Source organism: Streptomyces sp. NH27 (genome assembly GCF_056859195.1).
Genome location: NZ_JACEGK010000106.1, coordinates 1 through 17333, shown reverse-complemented (window position 1 = coordinate 17333; position 17333 = coordinate 1). Strand labels below are relative to the sequence as shown.

15 protein-coding genes are annotated in these 17333 nt (G+C 72.4%); 2 read left to right on the top strand and 13 right to left on the bottom strand.

All coding sequences use genetic code 11. The features are described from left to right. Window positions 1–9: 9 nt before the first annotated feature. The 12 genes from AC13HU_RS11715 to AC13HU_RS11660 form a co-directional block, all read right to left on the bottom strand. Window positions 10–2967, bottom strand: coding sequence for an FAD-binding and (Fe-S)-binding domain-containing protein (locus AC13HU_RS11715; protein WP_483041741.1), 2958 nt, complete (start codon window positions 2965–2967; stop codon window positions 10–12). Between the two features lie 145 nt (window positions 2968–3112). Further along, window positions 3113–3811, bottom strand: coding sequence for a class F sortase (locus tag AC13HU_RS11710; protein WP_483041740.1), 699 nt, complete (start codon window positions 3809–3811; stop codon window positions 3113–3115). 6 nt (window positions 3812–3817) lie between these two features. Continuing rightward, on the bottom strand, window positions 3818–4501 hold the full coding sequence (locus tag AC13HU_RS11705; RefSeq protein WP_483041739.1) for a hypothetical protein: 684 nt from the start codon (window positions 4499–4501) through the stop codon (window positions 3818–3820). A 179-nt stretch (window positions 4502–4680) separates the two neighbouring features. Continuing rightward, window positions 4681–5460 carry an HAD-IIA family hydrolase gene (locus AC13HU_RS11700; protein ID WP_483041738.1) on the bottom strand — a complete coding sequence of 260 codons (780 nt, stop codon included), beginning with the start codon at window positions 5458–5460 and terminating at the stop codon, window positions 4681–4683. 89 nt (window positions 5461–5549) lie between these two features. Next, window positions 5550–6641: a 2-aminoethylphosphonate ABC transporter substrate-binding protein gene (locus AC13HU_RS11695; protein ID WP_483041737.1), complete on the bottom strand. Its 1092-nt coding sequence runs from the start codon at window positions 6639–6641 to the stop codon at window positions 5550–5552. Between the two features lie 101 nt (window positions 6642–6742). Then, window positions 6743–7540 carry an ABC transporter permease gene (locus AC13HU_RS11690; RefSeq protein ID WP_483041736.1) on the bottom strand — a complete coding sequence of 266 codons (798 nt, stop codon included), beginning with the start codon at window positions 7538–7540 and terminating at the stop codon, window positions 6743–6745. Further along, the gene (locus AC13HU_RS11685) at window positions 7527–8441 is read right to left on the bottom strand and encodes a 2-aminoethylphosphonate ABC transporter permease subunit (RefSeq protein ID WP_483041735.1); all 915 of its coding nucleotides are present in this window, start codon (window positions 8439–8441) and stop codon (window positions 7527–7529) included. The genes AC13HU_RS11690 and AC13HU_RS11685 overlap by 14 nt, the downstream gene beginning before the upstream one ends. Then, complete coding sequence (locus tag AC13HU_RS11680; protein ID WP_483041744.1) at window positions 8428–9558, bottom strand: ABC transporter ATP-binding protein; 1131 nt, start codon at window positions 9556–9558, stop codon at window positions 8428–8430. The genes AC13HU_RS11685 and AC13HU_RS11680 overlap by 14 nt, the downstream gene beginning before the upstream one ends. Window positions 9559–9572: 14 nt before the next feature. Next, window positions 9573–11714 (bottom strand): phosphotransferase, encoded by a 2142-nt coding sequence (locus AC13HU_RS11675; RefSeq protein WP_483041734.1) that lies wholly within the window; start codon window positions 11712–11714, stop codon window positions 9573–9575. Continuing rightward, window positions 11707–13323, bottom strand: coding sequence for a carbamoyltransferase family protein (locus tag AC13HU_RS11670; RefSeq protein ID WP_483041743.1), 1617 nt, complete (start codon window positions 13321–13323; stop codon window positions 11707–11709). The genes AC13HU_RS11675 and AC13HU_RS11670 overlap by 8 nt, the downstream gene beginning before the upstream one ends. A gap of 1 nt (window position 13324) precedes the next feature. Further along, entirely contained in the window at window positions 13325–14296 is a 972-nt protein-coding gene (locus AC13HU_RS11665; RefSeq protein WP_483041733.1) for a glycosyltransferase family 2 protein, read from the bottom strand. Between the two features lie 53 nt (window positions 14297–14349). Beyond that, window positions 14350–14793, bottom strand: coding sequence for an ATP-binding protein (locus tag AC13HU_RS11660; RefSeq protein ID WP_483041732.1), 444 nt, complete (start codon window positions 14791–14793; stop codon window positions 14350–14352). Window positions 14794–14980: 187 nt separating this feature from the next. Between AC13HU_RS11660 and AC13HU_RS11655 the strand changes: the two genes are divergently transcribed. Then, the gene (locus AC13HU_RS11655; protein ID WP_483041731.1) at window positions 14981–15838 is read left to right on the top strand and encodes a helix-turn-helix domain-containing protein; all 858 of its coding nucleotides are present in this window, start codon (window positions 14981–14983) and stop codon (window positions 15836–15838) included. Beyond that, window positions 15835–16074: a DUF397 domain-containing protein gene (locus AC13HU_RS11650; protein ID WP_483041730.1), complete on the top strand. Its 240-nt coding sequence runs from the start codon at window positions 15835–15837 to the stop codon at window positions 16072–16074. Before AC13HU_RS11655 ends, AC13HU_RS11650 begins: the two co-directional genes overlap by 4 nt. A 3-nt stretch (window positions 16075–16077) precedes the next feature. Here AC13HU_RS11650 and AC13HU_RS11645 read toward each other — a convergent pair whose 3' ends face one another. Then, the gene (locus AC13HU_RS11645) at window positions 16078–16974 is read right to left on the bottom strand and encodes a lantibiotic dehydratase (RefSeq protein ID WP_483041742.1); all 897 of its coding nucleotides are present in this window, start codon (window positions 16972–16974) and stop codon (window positions 16078–16080) included. Window positions 16975–17333 lie beyond the last annotated feature (359 nt).

Below are 17333 nucleotides of genomic sequence, written 5' to 3'. Positions count from 1 at the left end.
CCCGGGGGGTCAGGGGCCCCCGGGAGCCGCGCGTTCCAGCGCGAGGAGGACCGACTCGTACGGCTCGCCCGTGGCGTGCTCCATGGCCAGTTCGCACATCCGGTTCGCCGACAGGTGGGCGTCGAAGGCCCGGGCGGCGACCTCTTCCGCCTCGGGGCGGGTGGCGGCCGCGGTGAGGGGTTCGTGGAGCATGCCCCGGTCCCCGGCGAAGCCGCAGCACCCGGCGTCGTCGGGGATGACCACGTCCTGCGCGCAGGCGCGGGCGACGGTTTCGAGCGCGGTCGCACCGTGGCCGGTGTCACCGAGGTGGACCGCCGAGCAGGTGGGGTGCAGGACGGCGGAGTCCAGCGGCCTGGTGACCGCGAGTTCGGGCAGGAGTTGGCCGGCCGTCCAGGCCACCGCGTCCACGACGGTGAGCTCGCCGTGCAGTTCGCGGTTGGCGTCGGTGAGGTAGGGCACGACATCGCGGGAGAGCCCGAGCGCGCAGGACTGGGCGTCCACGACCACGGGCAGCCGCCCACCGCCGGTCCACGCCCAGGCGTGCTCCACGACCCGGTTCGCCATGACCGCGTTGCCCGCGTCGTATCCCTTGGAGTGCCAGATGGTGGCGCAGCAGGCGCGGGTGACATCGGGCGGAATCCACAGCGGCCGACCGGCCCGCTCGGCGAGGGTGACCAGCGCCTGCACCACCCAGCCGCGGCCGGTGCCGCGCGGCGGGCCGAAGATCCGGTTGACGCAGGAGGGGAAGTAGACCGCGACGGCGCCCTGCCGCCGCGTGTGCGGCAGGCGCGGCGCGGCCCCGGGGGTCTCCGGCAGCCATTCGGGGACGAGTTCGGGGCGCAGCGCGCGGCGGGCGAGCGTGCTCGTGGCGGTGAGCGGGCGGTCGCCGGCCCGGTCGCGTACGGCGCCGGCCGCGGTGAGACCCGCGCGGACGGCCCGTTCCGCGGTCTGCCAGTGGGTCGCGAGCGAGGCGGCGGCGCGCTGCTCGGCGCGGGTGTGCCGGGCCCGGCGGAAGTCCTTCATCAGCGCGCCGGTGTCGATGCCGACCGGGCAGGCGGCCGCGCACAGCGAGTCGCCGGCGCAGGTGTCGACGGCGTCGTGGCCGTAGGCGTCGAGGAGTTCGCGGAGTACGGGCGAGCCGGCCGGCTGCCGGAACATCTCGCGGCGCAGCACGATCCGCTGCCGGGGGGTGGTGGTCAGGTCGCGGCTGGGGCAGACCGGTTCGCAGAAGCCGCACTCGATGCAGGGGTCGGCGGCGGCCTCGGTGGCGGGCAGCGTCTTGAGGCCGCGCAGGTGGCCGCGCGGGTCCTGGTCGAGGACGACGCGCGGGGCGAGGATGCCGTCGGGGTCCAGCAGCGCCTTGACCCGCCACATCAGGGCGGTGGCGCGCGCGCCCCACTCCAGCTCCAGGAACGGAGCAAGGTTGCGCCCGGTGCCGTGTTCGGCCTTGAGCGACCCGTCGAACCGCTCGGTGACGGTGTGGCAGAAGTCGTCCATGAAGGCGGCGTAGCGCTCCACGTCGGCCGGGTCGGCCGCGTCGAAGGCGAGCAGGAAGTGCAGGTTGCCGTGGGCGGCGTGGCCGGCCACGGCCGCGTCGAAGCCGTGCCGCTCCTGGAGCGCCAGCAGCTCCGCGCACGCCTCGGCCAGCCGGGCCGGCGGCACCGCGAAGTCCTCGGTGATCAAGGTGGTGCCGGGCGGCCGGCGACCGCCGACCGCGGCCACGAACGCCTTGCGGACCCGCCACAGCCGCCCGATCGTCTCGGGGTCACGGCTGAAGCCGTTGTCCGCCGACGGCACCGGCGCGACCAGCCCGAGGTCGTCGCAGACCCGGTGCGCGGCCCGCTCGTACGCGGCCAGCTCGGTCTCGTCGGCGGCCCGGAACTCCACCAGCAGCGCCGCGCACTCCGCCGGCAACTGCTCCCAGTCGGCCGGTACCCCGGCCACGCCCACGGACGCCCGCAGCACATGGCCGTCCATCAGCTCGACGGCCTCCGCGCCGGCCTGCGCGAACAGCGGCACCGCGGCCGCGGCGGCGTCGAGCGAGGGGAAGAAGAGCAGCCCGGCGGTGGCCGCGGCCCGGGTCGGCAGCGTCTCGTAGACCGCCTCGGCGACGAAGCCGAGGGTGCCCTGCGAGCCGACCATCAGCCCGCGCAGGATCTGCACCGGGGTCTCGGCGTCGAGGAAGGCGTCCAGCCGGTAGCCGCTGGTGTTCTTGATCGCGTGCTTGGCGCGGATGCGGGCGGTCAGCCCCGGGTCGCCCTCGATCTCGTCCTTCAGGTCCAACAGGCCCTGGTGCAGCTCGGGTTCGGCGGCGGCCAGCGCCGTGTCCGCCTCGGGGTCGCCGGTGTCCACCACGGTGCCGGACGGCAGCACCGCGGTGAGCGAGGCGACCGTGCGGTAGGAGTCGCGGCTGATGCCCGCGGCCATCCCCGAGGCGTTGTTCGCCAGCACCCCGCCGACCGTGGCCGCGCCCGCGCTCGCCGGGTCGGGCCCCAGCACCCGCCGGTGCCGGGCCAGCGCGGCGTTCACCCGGGCCAGTACGGTTCCGGGCAGCACCCGCGCGCGGGCCCCGTCGGCCTCGATCTCGACCCCGCTGAAGTGGCGCCGCACGTCCACGAGGATGTCCTCGCCCTGCGCCTGCCCGTTCAGGCTGGTGCCGGCCGCCCGGAAGACCAGGTTGCGGCGCTGCCCGCGGGCGTAGGCCATCAGCTTGACGATGTCCTGCACGCTGTCGGGCACCACCACGACCTGGGGCACGAAGCGGTACGGGCTCGCGTCGGAGGCGTAGCGCACCAGGTCGGAGATGCCGCCGAGCACCTTGCCCGGGCCGAGCAGCGCTTCGAGGTCGGTGCGCAGCCCGTGCGGGGTGCCGCCCGCGCGGGCCTCCTCGACCCGGTCCGGCGCCGGACGCACGTCCGCGGCGGGCGCGGGCCGCCACCGGTCCCCCTTCGGGTCACGCTTGGGCATCCGGACCTCCGATAAGGGGATCGTCACACCGCTTCGCACGCCGTTCCGTCCGCCGTCCCGCCGGTCGTCCCGTACGGAACCCCGCCAGCCGCTCCGTCCCCGTAACGCGCCCACCTCGGTGGGCACCCTTGCACCTGTCCGCACCCTAAGCCCCGCTGCCGGGCGCCGCGCGCGAGCCGGTCAGGGAGGCGTAGACCACCACGTTCGCCGAGTACGCCTGCCGGGCGCTGTCGAAGTCGCCGCCGCAGGTGATCAGCCGCAGCTCGGGGCGGTCCGCGGCGTCGGAGCCGTAGACCCGGGTCGCGTCGAAGTGGTTCTTCGGGACCACCTCCACCGCCTCCACCGAGAAGTCCGCGACCGAGTGGTCCGCCCGGGTCACCTCGACCAGCGCGCCCGGCTTGACGGTGCTCAGCGGGAAGAAGACCGCGGGACCGGTCTCGGTGTCCACGTGCCCGACGATCAGCGCCGCACCGTCCGTCCCCGGGGTCGGGCCGCCGGAGTACCAGCCGGCCAGCTTCGGGGTCGAGTACGGCGGCGGGTCGATCGTGCCGTCGGTCAGCCCCCGCCCGACCAGTTCGGCGTGCAGCCCGATCGAGCCGATGTCGAGCCGGACCGGGTCGGACGCGGGCAGCGGGACATGGGCCGCGTACAGGTGCGGCGGGTGGTCGCCGGCCGCCGCGGCCTGCGCGCGGACGGCTCCGGCGGCGGTACCGCCGCCGGAGCCGCGGCCGACCAGCCAGGCCGCCAGCAGGAGCAGGCCGACCGCGAGGGCCGTCCACGTCCTGCTGTCGGGCCTGGCCCGGGTGTCGGCCCGGACCGCTTCCGCGTCCTCCCCTTCGGGCATGCCGGGTCAGCCGCGGGCCGTGCCGCGGCGCCGGTAGAGCGCGAGACCGGCCAGGCCGGCCGCCGCGACACCGCCGGTGATCAGCAGCGGGCCGGCGCTGCCGCCGGCCGCCGCCGGACCGGCCGCGAGCTGCTCGGCGCCACCGCTGCGGGCGGCGAGTTGCTTGGCCGCGCCGCCACCGCCGGCCGGCACCGGGTTGATCGGGTGGATCGGGTGGATCGGGTTGACCGGCGTGACGCTGCTGCCGGCGCTGACCGTGATGGACGCGCTGGCGGAGCTGGTGCCGTCCTGGCAGCGCACCGCGATCGAGTGCGAGCCCTGGAGTGCGTCGGACCTGATGAACGCGTCACCCTCCATGCCCCGGCCGCCGCCGGCCGGGGCCAGGGTCACGGTGTCCACGAACACGTCGGCGCTGGCCGTCGCGCTCTTCCCGGCCTTGCAGGAGGTCGCAAGGTGCAGGGAGACCACGCCGCCGGGGGCGACGGTCCGCGGCGAGACGTCCATGCCGCCCACACCGGATGAACTGCTCGACGAGCTCGACGAACTGGACGAACTGCTCGACGAGGAGCTGCCCGACCCTCCCCCGCCGTCGTCGGCGGCGGCCGGCTTCGGCAGTCCGGGGACACCGCCCACGGCGAGCACGGCGACGGCGCCGGCAGCAGCGATGGCGGGCAGTTTCAGACCAAACATGAGGACCTCCGCTCAGCCGGGAGCGGGGACCCGCGCCCGGTGCTTACGAAGATTCCGCCGCCCGCCGCCGCCCGCACTCCGGGCGGCGGCTCAGTGGTCCATTGGGGTGACTATTCGTATGCGGAGAGTAAAAGCGGCGCGTCCGGGCCACGCTCGGACGGCATCTGCGGGCCCGCGGGTCAGATCTCGTCGACCAGGTCCGCGATCGAGTCGACCACCCGGGACGGGCGGAAGGGGTAGCGGCCGATGTCGGCGCGGGTGGTGAGGCCGGTGAGCACCAGGAACGTCTCCATGCCGGACTCCAGCCCGGCCAGCACGTCGGTGTCCATCCGGTCGCCGATCATCGCGCTGCTCTCGGAGTGCGCGCCGATGACGTTCAGCCCGGCCCGCATCATCAGCGGGTTCGGCTTGCCGACGAAGTACGGGTCCTTGCCGGTCGCCTTGGTGATCAGCGCCGCCACCGAGCCCGCGGCCGGAAGCACGCCCTCCGGCGAGGGGCCGGTCTGGTCGGGGTTGGTGCAGATGAAGCGGGCGCCGCCGTTGATCAGCCGGATCGCCTTCGTCAGCGCCTCGAAGCTGTAGGTGCGGGTCTCACCGAGTACCACGTAGTCCGGGTCGTGGTCGGTCAGCACGTAGCCGACGTCGTGCAGCGCCGTGGTCAGGCCCGCCTCGCCGATGACGTACGCGGTGCCGCCCGGCCGCTGGTCGTCGAGGAACTTCGCGGTGGCCAGCGCCGATGTCCAGATGTTGCCCACCGGCACGTCCAGACCCATCCGGGTCAGCCGCGCGTGCAGGTCGCGCGGGGTGTAGATGGAGTTGTTGGTCAGCACCAGGAACGGCTTGCCCGACGCCTTGAGCCCCTTCAGGAAGGCGTCCGCGCCCGGGATGGGGGTGCCTTCGTGGATCAGCACCCCGTCCATGTCGGTGAGCCACGACTCAATCGGCTTGCGTGTCGACACGGGTCGCTCTCCTGTCCTGCGTACGGCCTGAGATGTACCAAGCGTAACCGGGGCGGGTCGGACCCGCCCCGGCCGTCCAGCCCGCGGTATCAGCTGCTGCCGGTGGCGGACCGCCATGCCTCGACGTACGAGTCGAGGTTGTCGTTGATGTCCTTCCAGTCCGGCGTGAAGACGTCCACGCCGGACATGATCTGCTTCAGGGCGGCCGCGTTCGTGTCGGTCGCGGTGACGTCGGTGCGGGAGGCGAAGCCGCCGCCCACCGAGGAGATCTCCTGCTGCACGGCCGGGCTGAGGAAGTAGTCCAGCAGCTTCTTGGCCGCGTCCTGGTGCGGGGCGTTCTTCACCAGCCCCGCCGCGTACGGCAGCGCGAACGTGGTCGGCCTGCCCGTCGTGTTCGACGCCGGGAAGAAGATGCCCTGGTTCGGCATGGACGCCTTGTCGGCGTAGTTCATCTGCACGTCGCCGTTGGCCACGAGCAGTTCGCCCTTGTCGACCTTCGGGGCGAGCTGGCCGGTGGACGCCGACGGGCCCACGTTGTTCGCCTGGAGCTTCTTCAGGTACGCCATCGCCGCGTCCTTGCCGCCCAGGTCGTGCATCGCCTTGATCACCACGGCGGTGCCGTCACCCGCGACGCCCGGCGTCGAGTACTGCAGCTTGCCCTTGAACTTCCCGTCCAGCAGGTCGTTCCACGTCTTCGGCGGCTGCGGCAGTTCCTTGGTGTTGTAGATGAAGCAGAGGTAGTTGTTGACGATCGACTCCCACGAGCCGTCCGCATCCTTGTCCGCCGCCGCCACCTTGTCCACACCCACGGGCTTGTACGACGTCAACAGGCCCTTCTCCTGCGCCTGTTGGATGAACGGCGGCAGCGTCACCAGCACGTCCGCCTGCGTGTTCGACTTCTCCCGCACCAGCCGCTGCACGACCTCGCCGGAGCCGCCCTCCACGTACTTGACCTTGATCCCGGTCTTCGCGGTGAAGTCCTTGAACACCTTGTCGTAGAACCCGTCGCCGGTGTCCGTGTGCAGCCCGTCCGCGCTGTACACCGTCACCGTCGTCGACGGCTTGCCGCTGTCCGCCGACGACGAACCCCCACACCCGGCCAGGACCAGGCCCATCACGGCAACCCCGCTCACGGCGGCGATCGGGCTGAGCAGACGGCTGCTCCTGTTGCTCTTGCGCATGGCAGATCTCTCTCCTCGAGTCATTACGGTTTTCGTGGCTGTTGCGATGTGTCCGGACCTGCGGCCCGAACGGAACGGAAAAGGAAGGGGGGTGGGGAAGATCAGCGGAATCTCGCACGAGTCCGCGCCCGGGCCATCACCAGAAGCACGAGAAGCGTGCTGACCATGAGCACCACCGCCAGCGCCGCTCCTTCGAAGAGCGAGCCCCGGTTCGTGGCCCCGTAGATCTGCACCGGCAACGGCATCCAGTCCGGCGGATAGAGCATCATCGTGGCGGAGAGCTCCCCCATGGACAGCGCGAAGCACAGCCCCGCGGCGGCCGTGAGCGAGGGGAGCAGCAGAGGGATGCGGACCCGCCACAGCACGTACGACGGCCGGGCCCCGAGACTCGCCGCGCTCTGCTCGTACGCCGGGTCCAGCCGCGCCAGCGCCGCGCCGACGGACTGGTACGCGAACGCGGTGACCAGCACCGTGTGCGCGAGGATGACGATCTTCGCGGTGCCGTTGAGCAGGAACGGCGGCTTGGAGAACGCGACGAGCAGCGACAGCCCGACCACGACCGACGGCACGGCAACGGGCAGGACGAACAGCCCGTCGAGCAGTTTGCGGGCACTCCCGCGCAGACGTTCGGCGGCCAGCGCCGCCCACCCCCCGACGAGGAGCGCGAGCAGACTCGCGCACAACGCGGTGAGCAGGCTCGTGGTGAGCGCGTGCAGCGAGTCCCCGCTCCCGACGTCCCGGTAGTGCGCGAACGTCGGGTGCGAGGGGAACGCCCCGCTCCAGTTCGTCGCGAACGACGCCATCAGGATGACCAGGAACGGCAGCGCGAACACCGGCAGGAACAGCGCGAAGAAGACCACCCAGGCCGCGATCCGGCCCGGCCTGCTATGCACCAGCACGGCGCCCACCTCCCGTGGTGCGGGCCACCAGGGCCCGGTAGAGCCCGTACAAGGAGACCGACAGCAGCACCGAGACCACCGCGACGACGCATGCCCCCGGGTAGTCGCCGTCGAGGATCGCCTTGCTGTAGACGAGCATCGGCAGCGTGGTGGTGTTCTTCGCGCCGGTGAACAGCACGATCCCGAACTCGTTGAGGCACAGCACCAGGACGAGTCCGCCGCCGGCGGCCAGCGACGGCAGCGCCTCGGGCAGGATCACCTGCCGCACGATCCGCGGCGCCCGCGCGCCCAGCGACGACGCGGCCTCCAACTGGGCCGTGTCGACCTGCGAGAACGCCGCGAGCAGCGGCCGCATCACGAACGGCGTGAAGTAGGTGACCTCGGCGAGCAGCACACCCCACGGGGTGTGCAGGAAGTCCACCGGCCCGCCGGCCGCGCCGGTCGCGTCCGTCCACAGCCCGTTGGCCATGCCGACCGTGCCGTAGATGAACAGCAGCGCGAGGGTGATCAGGAAGGACGGGAAGGCGAGGAAGATGTCGATGAACCGGCTGAGCAGCTTCCCGCCGGGAAACGGCACGAACGCGATCACCAGGGCGAGCAGGAACCCGAGGACCAGGCAGCCCGCGGTGGAACCGGCCGCGATCCACACGGTGGTCCACAGCGCCTTGCGGAACGACTGCTCCTGGAAGACCTGCGTCCAGGGCTCGGTGGAGTGCCCGCCCGCGTCGGGCGAGAAGGACTGCTCGACCACCAGCACCAGCGGATAGAGGAAGACCAGCCCGAGTCCGGCGACCGGGGGCACCGCCCACAGCCAGGCCGGTACGGTGCGCGGCCGCACGCGCCGGGTGTCCGGATCCGTCCGCGGCCCGGCCGCCGCCCGGTCCGCGCTAGCCGACGCCATCGCCGGCACCTCCACCGTCACTGTCGCCGGAACGGGCGCTGTCACCGGCACCGTTGCCTACGTCGGCGTCGGCGTCGGCGTCGGCGTCGGCGTCGGCACCTTCACGCGCGGGGGCGGGTTCGGCGGCGCGGTCCGTGCCGTCGCCGGCCAGCCCGCCGGGCCGCAGCACCGCGTCCCGCGCGTCGAAGGTGAGCACGATCTCCTCGCCGACCCCCGGCGGCTGCCGCAGGTCACCGACGTCGGCGCGCAGTTCATGCCCGTAGGCGTCGACCAGCAGCCGGTGGGTGTGGCCGCGCCACTGCACGGCGGTGACGGTGCCGCGCAGCACGTTGACCTCGTCCGCGCCCGGCCCGGCGGTGAGCGGCAGTTGCCGCAGCACGTGCGGGCGCAGGCACACCGTCGCCTCCGCGCCCGGGGCCGGGGCCGGTGCCGACTGCGGCGTCTCCACGCGCAGCGCGGCCGTACCGAACCGGAACGCGCCGCCGCCCTCGGCCCGCACCCGCAGCAGGTTGGCGCTGCCGACGAAGCTCGCGGTGAAGGCGGTGCGCGGGGTGCGGTACAGCTCGTGCGGGGTGCCGCAGTCCTGCAACCTGGCCCGGTCGAGGACGGCGATCCGGTCGGCGAGGGTGAGCGCCTCGATCTGGTCGTGGGTGACGTAGAGGATCGACACGTCGGGCAGTTCGCGGTGCAGCCGGGCGAGTTCGGCGAGCATGCCCGAACGCAACTGGGCGTCGAGCGCCGACAGCGGCTCGTCGAGCAGCAGCACCCCGGGCCGGATGGCCAGCGCGCGGGCGATCGCGACCCGCTGCTGCTGGCCGCCGGACAGTTCGCGCGGGTAGCGGCGCGCGTACCCGGCCATGCCGGTCATCTCCAGCGCGGCCACGACCCGCGGTCCCACCTCGGCGCGCGGCGTACGGTTCGCCCGCAGCCCGAACGCGACGTTCTGCTCGACCCGCAGGTGCGGGAAGAGCGCGTACTGCTGGACCACCATGCCGATGCCGCGCTTGTACGGGGGCAGGCCGGTGACATCCCGCCCACCGATCAGCACCCGCCCGGCGGACGGGGTGACGAACCCGGCGACCGCCCGCAGCGCGGTGGTCTTGCCGGCGCCCGGCATGCCGTCGATCGCGATCACAGCCTCGGTGTCCCCTCTGCTTCGAGGGCGTCCAGGACGTGCGGGGCGAGCGCGGTGACCTGGTCGGCCAGGGCGGTGTCGATCTCGGTGGCCCATTGCAGGACCCAGAGGAAGTACCGGGCGGTGTGGAAGAGCAGGTGCCGGGCGTCGACCTCGCTGGTCCGGCCGAGGCGGGCGCTTTCGGCTCGGTAGGCGTTGAGGGCGAGGTGCGGGTCGCGGCCGTCGATGAGGCAGTTTTGGACGTAGAGGTTGGTCAGGTCCTCGTACACGCAGCCGGTGCCGCAGCCCTCGAAGTCGATGGCACCGGGGTTGAGGCCGGGGGCGAGCAGGAGGTTGCGGGCGGAGTAGTCGCCGTGCACGAAACCGGGCACGCAGGAGGCCAGTTGGAGTGGGGCAGCCTCGGCCAGGACGGCGGACAGCCGGGTGCGGACGGGGTGGGCGTCCTCGGGCAGCGGGCGGATGTTGCGGCGGAAGGGCGGCAGGCCGGTGAGGGCTTGAGCAGGGAGGGCGTGCAGGCGGGCGGCGACGGTGCCGAGTAGCGCGGTGGCCTGCTCGTCGGAGGGGTCGGTGGGTGCGGTGCCGTCCAGGCGGGTGGCGCTGACCCAGGCCAGGGCGCCGTCGACGGTGTCGTGGCCGAGGACCTCGGGCACGCGCAGGCTGGTGGCCGTCGCGGCGAGGGTCAGTCCGGTGATCTCCCGCTGGGCGCGTTCGGCCGGGCGGTGGGTGTAGATCTTCAGGATGGCGGTCTTGGACAGGAAGACCATGGACCGGCCGCCGTAGCCGACGATGGCGGCCTGGTCGAAGAGGGTGTCCAGAGCGGATTCGGCGGCCTGGCGCGCGCAGTCGATCTCGCTGGCCAGCCGGGCCAGCACCGGGTGCTGCCCGCCGTCGCTCGCTGGTGTCATGCTCTCGCCCATCCTCGTCCTCGGTTGTTGTCGGGTGCGCCATTCGTGCAGCCAGTATGGTGGCCTGCCCGCCATCGCCAGGACCTCCGGCCGTGCCGCCGGCCCGCCGCTTGGCGGCCCCGCGTGGCCGGCGGCGGAGCGGTAGGCGCGCAGGGCCAGCAATGCGGCGGCGGCCCAGGAGAATTCGGACGCCGCCAAGCTCCGTCCGGCATCCCCCAGGCACCGCCGCAGTCCTTCGTCGTCGCGCAGCGCGGTGACCAGGTCGGGCAGGTCGCCCATGGCCGGGTCGGTGGAGACCAGCGCGAAGGCGCGCGGGTCGGGCAGCCCGGCGAACGCCTCCGGGCTGCCGACGACCGGCAGCCCGGCCGCCAGGTACTGGAGCACCTTCAGCTTCATCCCGCCGCCGGAGTCCAGAGGGGCCACGGCGACCTGTGCGGTGGACAGGGCGGCGCGCAGGTCGGGCACGGGGCCGTGCAGCTGCAGCACGCTGCCCGTGCCCAAGGCCCGCAACGTGGCGGGGTAGCGGCCGTAGACGTCGACCGATCCGCCGGCCGGAGCCAGCGCGGGGGCGAGGCGGGCGCGCAGGAAGGCGGCGGCCCTCGCGTTGGGCTCGTAGTACAGGTTGCCGACGAACGCCGCCGTCCCGGGCCGCTCGCGAGCGTGGTCGGGGGGCGGGCCGGGCTCCACTCCGCACGGCACGATGTGCACGGCCCGCCCCCGCAGGGCGGTGGCCAGGTCGGCATCGCGGCGGGTGAAGGCGATCACGACGTCGGCGGAGGCAACGGCGGTCGCCTGGAGCACAGCGGCCTGTCGGACTTCCCATTCGCCGCTGCCGATGGTGCGAGCGACGGCGGCCTCGTCGTCGTGCATCTCGTACACAAGCCGCGCCCCGGCCACGTCCGCCAGGGCGCGGCCGTAGCGGACGGTCAGCTGAGTGTTGGACATCACCAGCACGTCCGGGGCCAGCTCCCGCACCTGGGCGGCCAGCGGGGCGGTGTCCTCGTACAGGGCCGCATACGGCAGGTAGCGCACGGCGCAGGGCCAGCGGCGGGTGGGGGCGGAGCGGGGGTTGAGGTCGCACAGCAGCAGTGTGATGTCGGCTCCGGCGTCGGCCAGGCGCCGGTTCAGGTGCAGGGTGCGGGCGGCGGCCCCGGTCAGCGGCAGGGACCGCTGGAAGCCGGCGGTGTCGAAGAGCACCACCACCCGCAGCCCGGGCGTGCGGGGGTCAGTCATCGCTCTTCACCGCCACGAAGCCGTCGCTGAAGACCAGGGCGTCCAGGTCGGTGTGGCAGAACGTCGCCACGGCGTGCGCGGGGCTCTCCACGATCGGTTCGCTGTCGTTGAACGAGGTGTTCAGCACCACCGGCACCCCGGTCAGTTCCCCGAAGCGGCTGATGAGCCGGTGGAAGTTGGGGTGAACGGCGGCGTTGACGGTCTGCACGCGGGCGGTGCCGTCGACGTGAGTGACCGCGCCGAGCTGGTCGCGGCGTTCGCTGCGGACCTGGGGAGCGAAGAGCATGTAGGGGCTGTCCTCGTCGAGGTCGAACCACTGGCCGGCGTGCTCGGCGGGCACCGCGGGGGCGAAGGGGCGGAAGAACTCGCGGTGTTTGATACGGGTGTTGAGCACGTCGCGGGTGGCCTGGTGGCGGGGGTCGGCGAGGATGCTGCGCGAGCCGAGCGCGCGGGCGCCCAGTTCGCTGCCGCCGTCGAACCACCCCACCAGCCGGCCCTCGGCGAGCATCTGGGCCGCCGCGGTGGCAGGGTCGGATTCGGGCCGCCAGCCGAAACGGCGGTGCGGATGCCGCTCGGCCAGGCCCGAGCGCGGGTGCCGGCGCAGCGCGAGCCGGATCTCCTGACCGGTGTAGGCGCGGCCGAAAGCGTCTCTGCCGCCCAACGGGAGCCTGGGCACGGTGCCGGTGAGGCGGTGGATGCCGTACAGCGCGTTGCCGAGCGCCTGGCCGCGGTCGGAGGCCGGCGGCGGCACGAACATCCGGGCGCCGGTGCGGCGCCGGACCACCTCGTTGGCGACGCAGTTCATCGCCACCCCGCCCGCGAAGCACACCCCGGTGCGCTGGTGTTCTGCCATCAGGCGGGTGACGACCTCGGCCAGCACGTCCTCGGTCTGGGCCTGCACCCATGCCGCCAGCTCCCTCGCCCTGGGAGTGTCCCACCCGTGGGGTGCCCCGAGGGCCAGGCCGGCGCTGGCGGCGAACTCGGCCAGGCCCCGGTCGTGGGTGCGCGCCAGGCGCCCCTCGACCCGAGTGCCGGACAGGTCGAACAGCGGCACCTCGATGGCCTTCGGGTCGCCGTAGGAGGCGAGCGCCATCGTCTTGCCGGACTCCTGCCCGTCGAAGCCGAGCCAGTTGGTCACCGCCTCGTACGTGGCGCCGATCCCGCCCGCCCGTGTCCGGCCCTCACGGTTGCCGCCCACCTTGGTGATCGCGGTGCGGTCGGCAAGGAAGTAGCTCTCGGTCTGGTGGTCGTTGCCCGAGCCGTCGGCGACCACGACCAGGGCCTCGTCGTGGCCGGACAGGCAGAACGCGCCGTAGGCGTGGGACAGGTGGTGGTCGACGGTCGTGATCCGAGCGGCGGGCAGCCCGAACAGGTCCAGGCCGCCGGTGAAGCCCTCCTCCAGGCGGGGGCCGACACAGGAGAACACCACCACCCCGACGTCGGACAGCGCGATCTCGGCGGCCTGGAGGCAGTACGCCAGCGCCGCCTGCCAGCCACCGGAGTAGCGGGTGCGGTTCAGGCGCTCCTCGGCGACGGCCACCACCTTCTCCCCGGCGATGACGGCGCATCCTCCGTCGTGACCCAGGTTCAGTCCCACCGCTATCGGCATGTCACCCACGTCCGATCCCCTCCTCCTTCTCCGCCACGGGCCCAGAGGGGACCGCGGTCGGTCTGCGTAACCTGGCCCAGGCCAGGCGAACCTGTTCGGTGTGCAGGCCCGCGATCCGCAGCGCGTCGGCCACCGCAACCCGCCGGCCGTCCCGGTGGCGGAGCCGTGTCCAGGCCAGTGCGTCGCGGAGCCGGTAGCTGTCGTAGATTCCGGCGTCCGGGTGGATCGCCAGCAGCCGGGCGATCGAGACGCCGTGCCACCAGGCGCGCCCGGCCACCGCGCGGGCAGTCAGGTCGGCGGGGTGGATCGCGCGGTGCACCACGGCGTCCGGAACCACCACCACGCGCAGGCCGCCCCGCTCCGCCCGGACGGTGAACTCCAGCTCCTCGCAGCTGAGATGACGCAGCCCGGCGGCGCCGAGCCGCGTGTCGAACCACGGCCGCGGGCTGCTTCGCATCGCCAGGTTGCAGCCGACCACCCAGTACGGCGCGGCCAGGATGGTAGTCGTCTGCGGCCACAGCGGCGGCACGAACAACTGCAGCAACTCGGCAGGAACGGCGGCCCGGGCGCTGCCGGTGAAGCGGGGGACGACCCGGCCGCCCGCCGCGTACGCGCAGGTCTCCTCCAGCGCCCGGACCATCGCCTGTGCCCAGCCGGGTTCGGGTCGCGCGTCCGGATCGGTGATCAGGACCACGTCCGCGCGGGCCAGCCCGATGCCGGCGTTGCGGGCGCGGGACAGTCCAGGCTGTGGCTCGTGGACGATCCGGCAGGCCATCGGCCCCAGTTGACCAGGTCCTGGCCGCAGGACCGGGGTGGGATGGTTGTCGACCACGATCAGTTCAATGCCGCCCGGGATCTCCTGCGCGGACACCGCCGCCGCCAGGCCATCCAACGCGGCGGTGTTGCCGCGGACCGCGACCACCACGCTCGCCCCCGGATGGGCACTGCCGGGCGGGAATAACGGACTGGACACCGGTTACCTCCTCGACGTACGGACCGCTGTAGCGGAAGCCCGGGAGCCCGGGCTCAGGCAGCCGGGCGGGGGCAGTGCTGTGCAGCGTCGGCGGTGGTGCTGAGCTGGAACCAGACGCGCTTGCCCCATGGCAGGGGCAGCACGTCCAGTTCATCGACCAGAGCGGACAGCAGGAGCAGCCCCCGGCCAGCTTCGGCGTCGTCAGCGGGTGCCGTGAGCGCCGGAAGCGCAGCACCGAAGTCGGTGACGGCGACCAGGACTCCGTCCGCCAGTTCGCGGACCAGTAGTTCACAGTCTCCCGGCGTGTGGCGCCACACATTTGTGAGCAGCTCGGTGACGCCGAGCTCCACGACGAAGCCCAGCTCGCTGCGTTCCCACAGCCGCAGCACAGCGCGCACGATCTCGCGCACCGGCCCCACCGTCTCCGGACGGACGCCCGGCAGCACCAAGTGCTGCTGCCGCTGTTGCCGTACGGGATCTACCGCCATCACAGGCATGGGCCCCCTCCTGGTAACCGGAAGCGCCGTCACGGGCACGGCGGCCTCTGCTGGGCCAGATCCCCGATGATGACCGCCAACTGCCCCGACAGCAAGCATGCCTTGAGGAAAGTCTTTCCTCTCGGGGATTTGGCATATTCACTCACTGGCCCAGGCGCTACGCTTTCCGCGACACAGGGAGGTTGTCATGGCCGTCGAGCCGACCCCGCGGCGCCGGCGCCTGGGCGCGGAGTTCCGGCGCATCCGCGAGGCTCTGGGATGGACCCAGGAGGAAGCGGCCAAGCGACTGGGCTACAAGTCACTGTCGGTCGTCAGCAAGATCGAGAACGGCGTCCAGGGCATCACCATCCAGCAACTGCCGCACTTCTTCGAGGTGTACGACATCACCGACGAGGCCCTGCGCAACGAACTGCGCGACCTGGTCCGGCGGGCCGGCGAAGCCGACTGGTGGCAGCGCTACCAGGGCGTCGTCGACGACCCGCTCGGCGACTACCTCTCCCTGATCGAGAGCGCCGCCAGCCTCTTCGTCTTCAACCCCGTCGCCATCCACGGCCTGCTACAGACCCCCGACTACGCCCGGGCCGTCACCGAAGCAAGCCGGGTCTGGAAGACCCCCGACGACATCGACCATTTCGTGGCCATGCGCCTGGAGCACCAGAAGAACATGCTGGAGCGCGACCCGGCACTCAAGATCTGGGCCGTACTCCCCGAAGGACTGCTCCGCCAAGAAGTCGGCGGACGGGCCGTCATGCGCGCCCAGATCGAGCACCTGGCCGACCTCAGCCGCACCAACCCCAACATCACCGTCCAGGTACTACCGTTCCGCGCGGGGGCCCACGCCGGAATGGACGGACCCTTCATGATCATGTCCTTCCCGACCGGACGCGACCTCGTGTGCCTGGAATCGATGCGCGCCTCGCTCCACCTCAACCAGCACGACACCGTCGAGCTCTACCGCACCACCAGCGACCTGCTGAAGTCCGACGCCCTGTCGCAGAAGGCTTCACTGCCGCTCCTCACCACCATCGCCAAGGACCTCTCGTGACGAACAAGAACGAACTCGACCCCACCTGGGTCGAGGCCCAGCTCCGCGCCGCCGCCTGGCAGACCAGCAGCCTCAGCAGCGGCGGAACTAACTGCGTCCAGGTCGCCTTCCTCGAAGGCGGCATCGTGGCCCTGCGCGATTCGAAAAACCCGGAGAAACCTGCACACTTGTTCACTGATTCCGAGTACGACATGTTCGTCGGCGGCATCATGCTCGGCGAACTCCGGCGCCGCTGACCTTCACCTACGGACAACCGTCGGCCAGAGACCGGAACGCGCTATCGAAGGGGGAACGCGCGCGATGCACGACGAGGGGCAGGAACTGCGGGCGATCATCGGCGAGGAACAGATCGTACTGCTCGGCAGGGTGAACCAACTCGCGGAGATGGCCGAGGAGGCGTTCCTGGAAACGGTGATGGCCGAAGCCAAGGGCCGGGCGGACCCGGTGACCGAACTCGCCGTGCGCCACCCCGACATGCGCGTGCGCTGGCTCAAGGCCATCAAGTCCGCTATCACCGCCCTCGACCGCCAGTTCGCGCAGAACAAAGACGACCCAAGCGCCAGCGAATGGCGGAAAAGGGCCAACACCGTGCACAGCTCGCTGCGGCAGCGCAAGTACGAGGCCGAAGCCGCCAACCCCCGCAACCGGCACACACCAGAAACACCGGAGCATCGGGACCGACGGCTGGAGGAATCCGCCGCAGAACGCCGCCGTCGCGGCGAAGTCGGCCAACTCGCCGTCCAGCGCCTACGGCCCGGGGCGCCGGGGTGCTCGGCGGCGATCTTGTCGACCAGGTCGCTGGCTCGGATGGGTGACCGGGCCGCTTCCCGGATCGTCTGCACGACCGGGATGAGCCGCACCGACACCTCGCCCTGCGGGCGGTCGGCACTGGCATGGGGAGCCCCGGACACGACGAGTCGCTTGCCGCGTACGACGGCCAAGTCGTTCATCGTGACCGGCAGCCGTAACCGCAGTTCCGCGCAGCCTTCGAGACGGGAGACCAGGTTGGCGAGCCACACCGCATCCGCCCGGGTCCGCACGTGCTGGCGGTCAGTCCACCGCACCGACGTGCGCGGCCCGAAGTGCGCCGGGCTCACGCCGGCGAAGGTTCCGAAGGGAGTGGCACGGCTACCCATCCGCACGAGGTAGCGGGCGAGCGCCAGCTTCATGCGCCCGCATCTGCCCGGCGCCCGTCGGTCGCCCGGCGAGTACGGTGTCGACCTGCTCGGCGAGCGCTGGACTGGCGATCCAGACGGCCTCGGCCACCGGGCGGTTGGCCCATGCGGTGGCGAGCCACCCGCTCCACCGCTCGGCATCTGTACCGGGCCAGGGTGGCAGCGGCACGTCGCCCGCGTGGACGCTTGCGCGCAGCATGGCTGTCCCGGTCAGCCGGTAGTGCGGCATCCGTGTCTCTGCCTTCACCCTCACGCCTCCCGAACGGCCGTTCCCTCGTAGTGCGACGCGGTGCTGAGGGGGGTGCCTGCGGCGGGAGCAC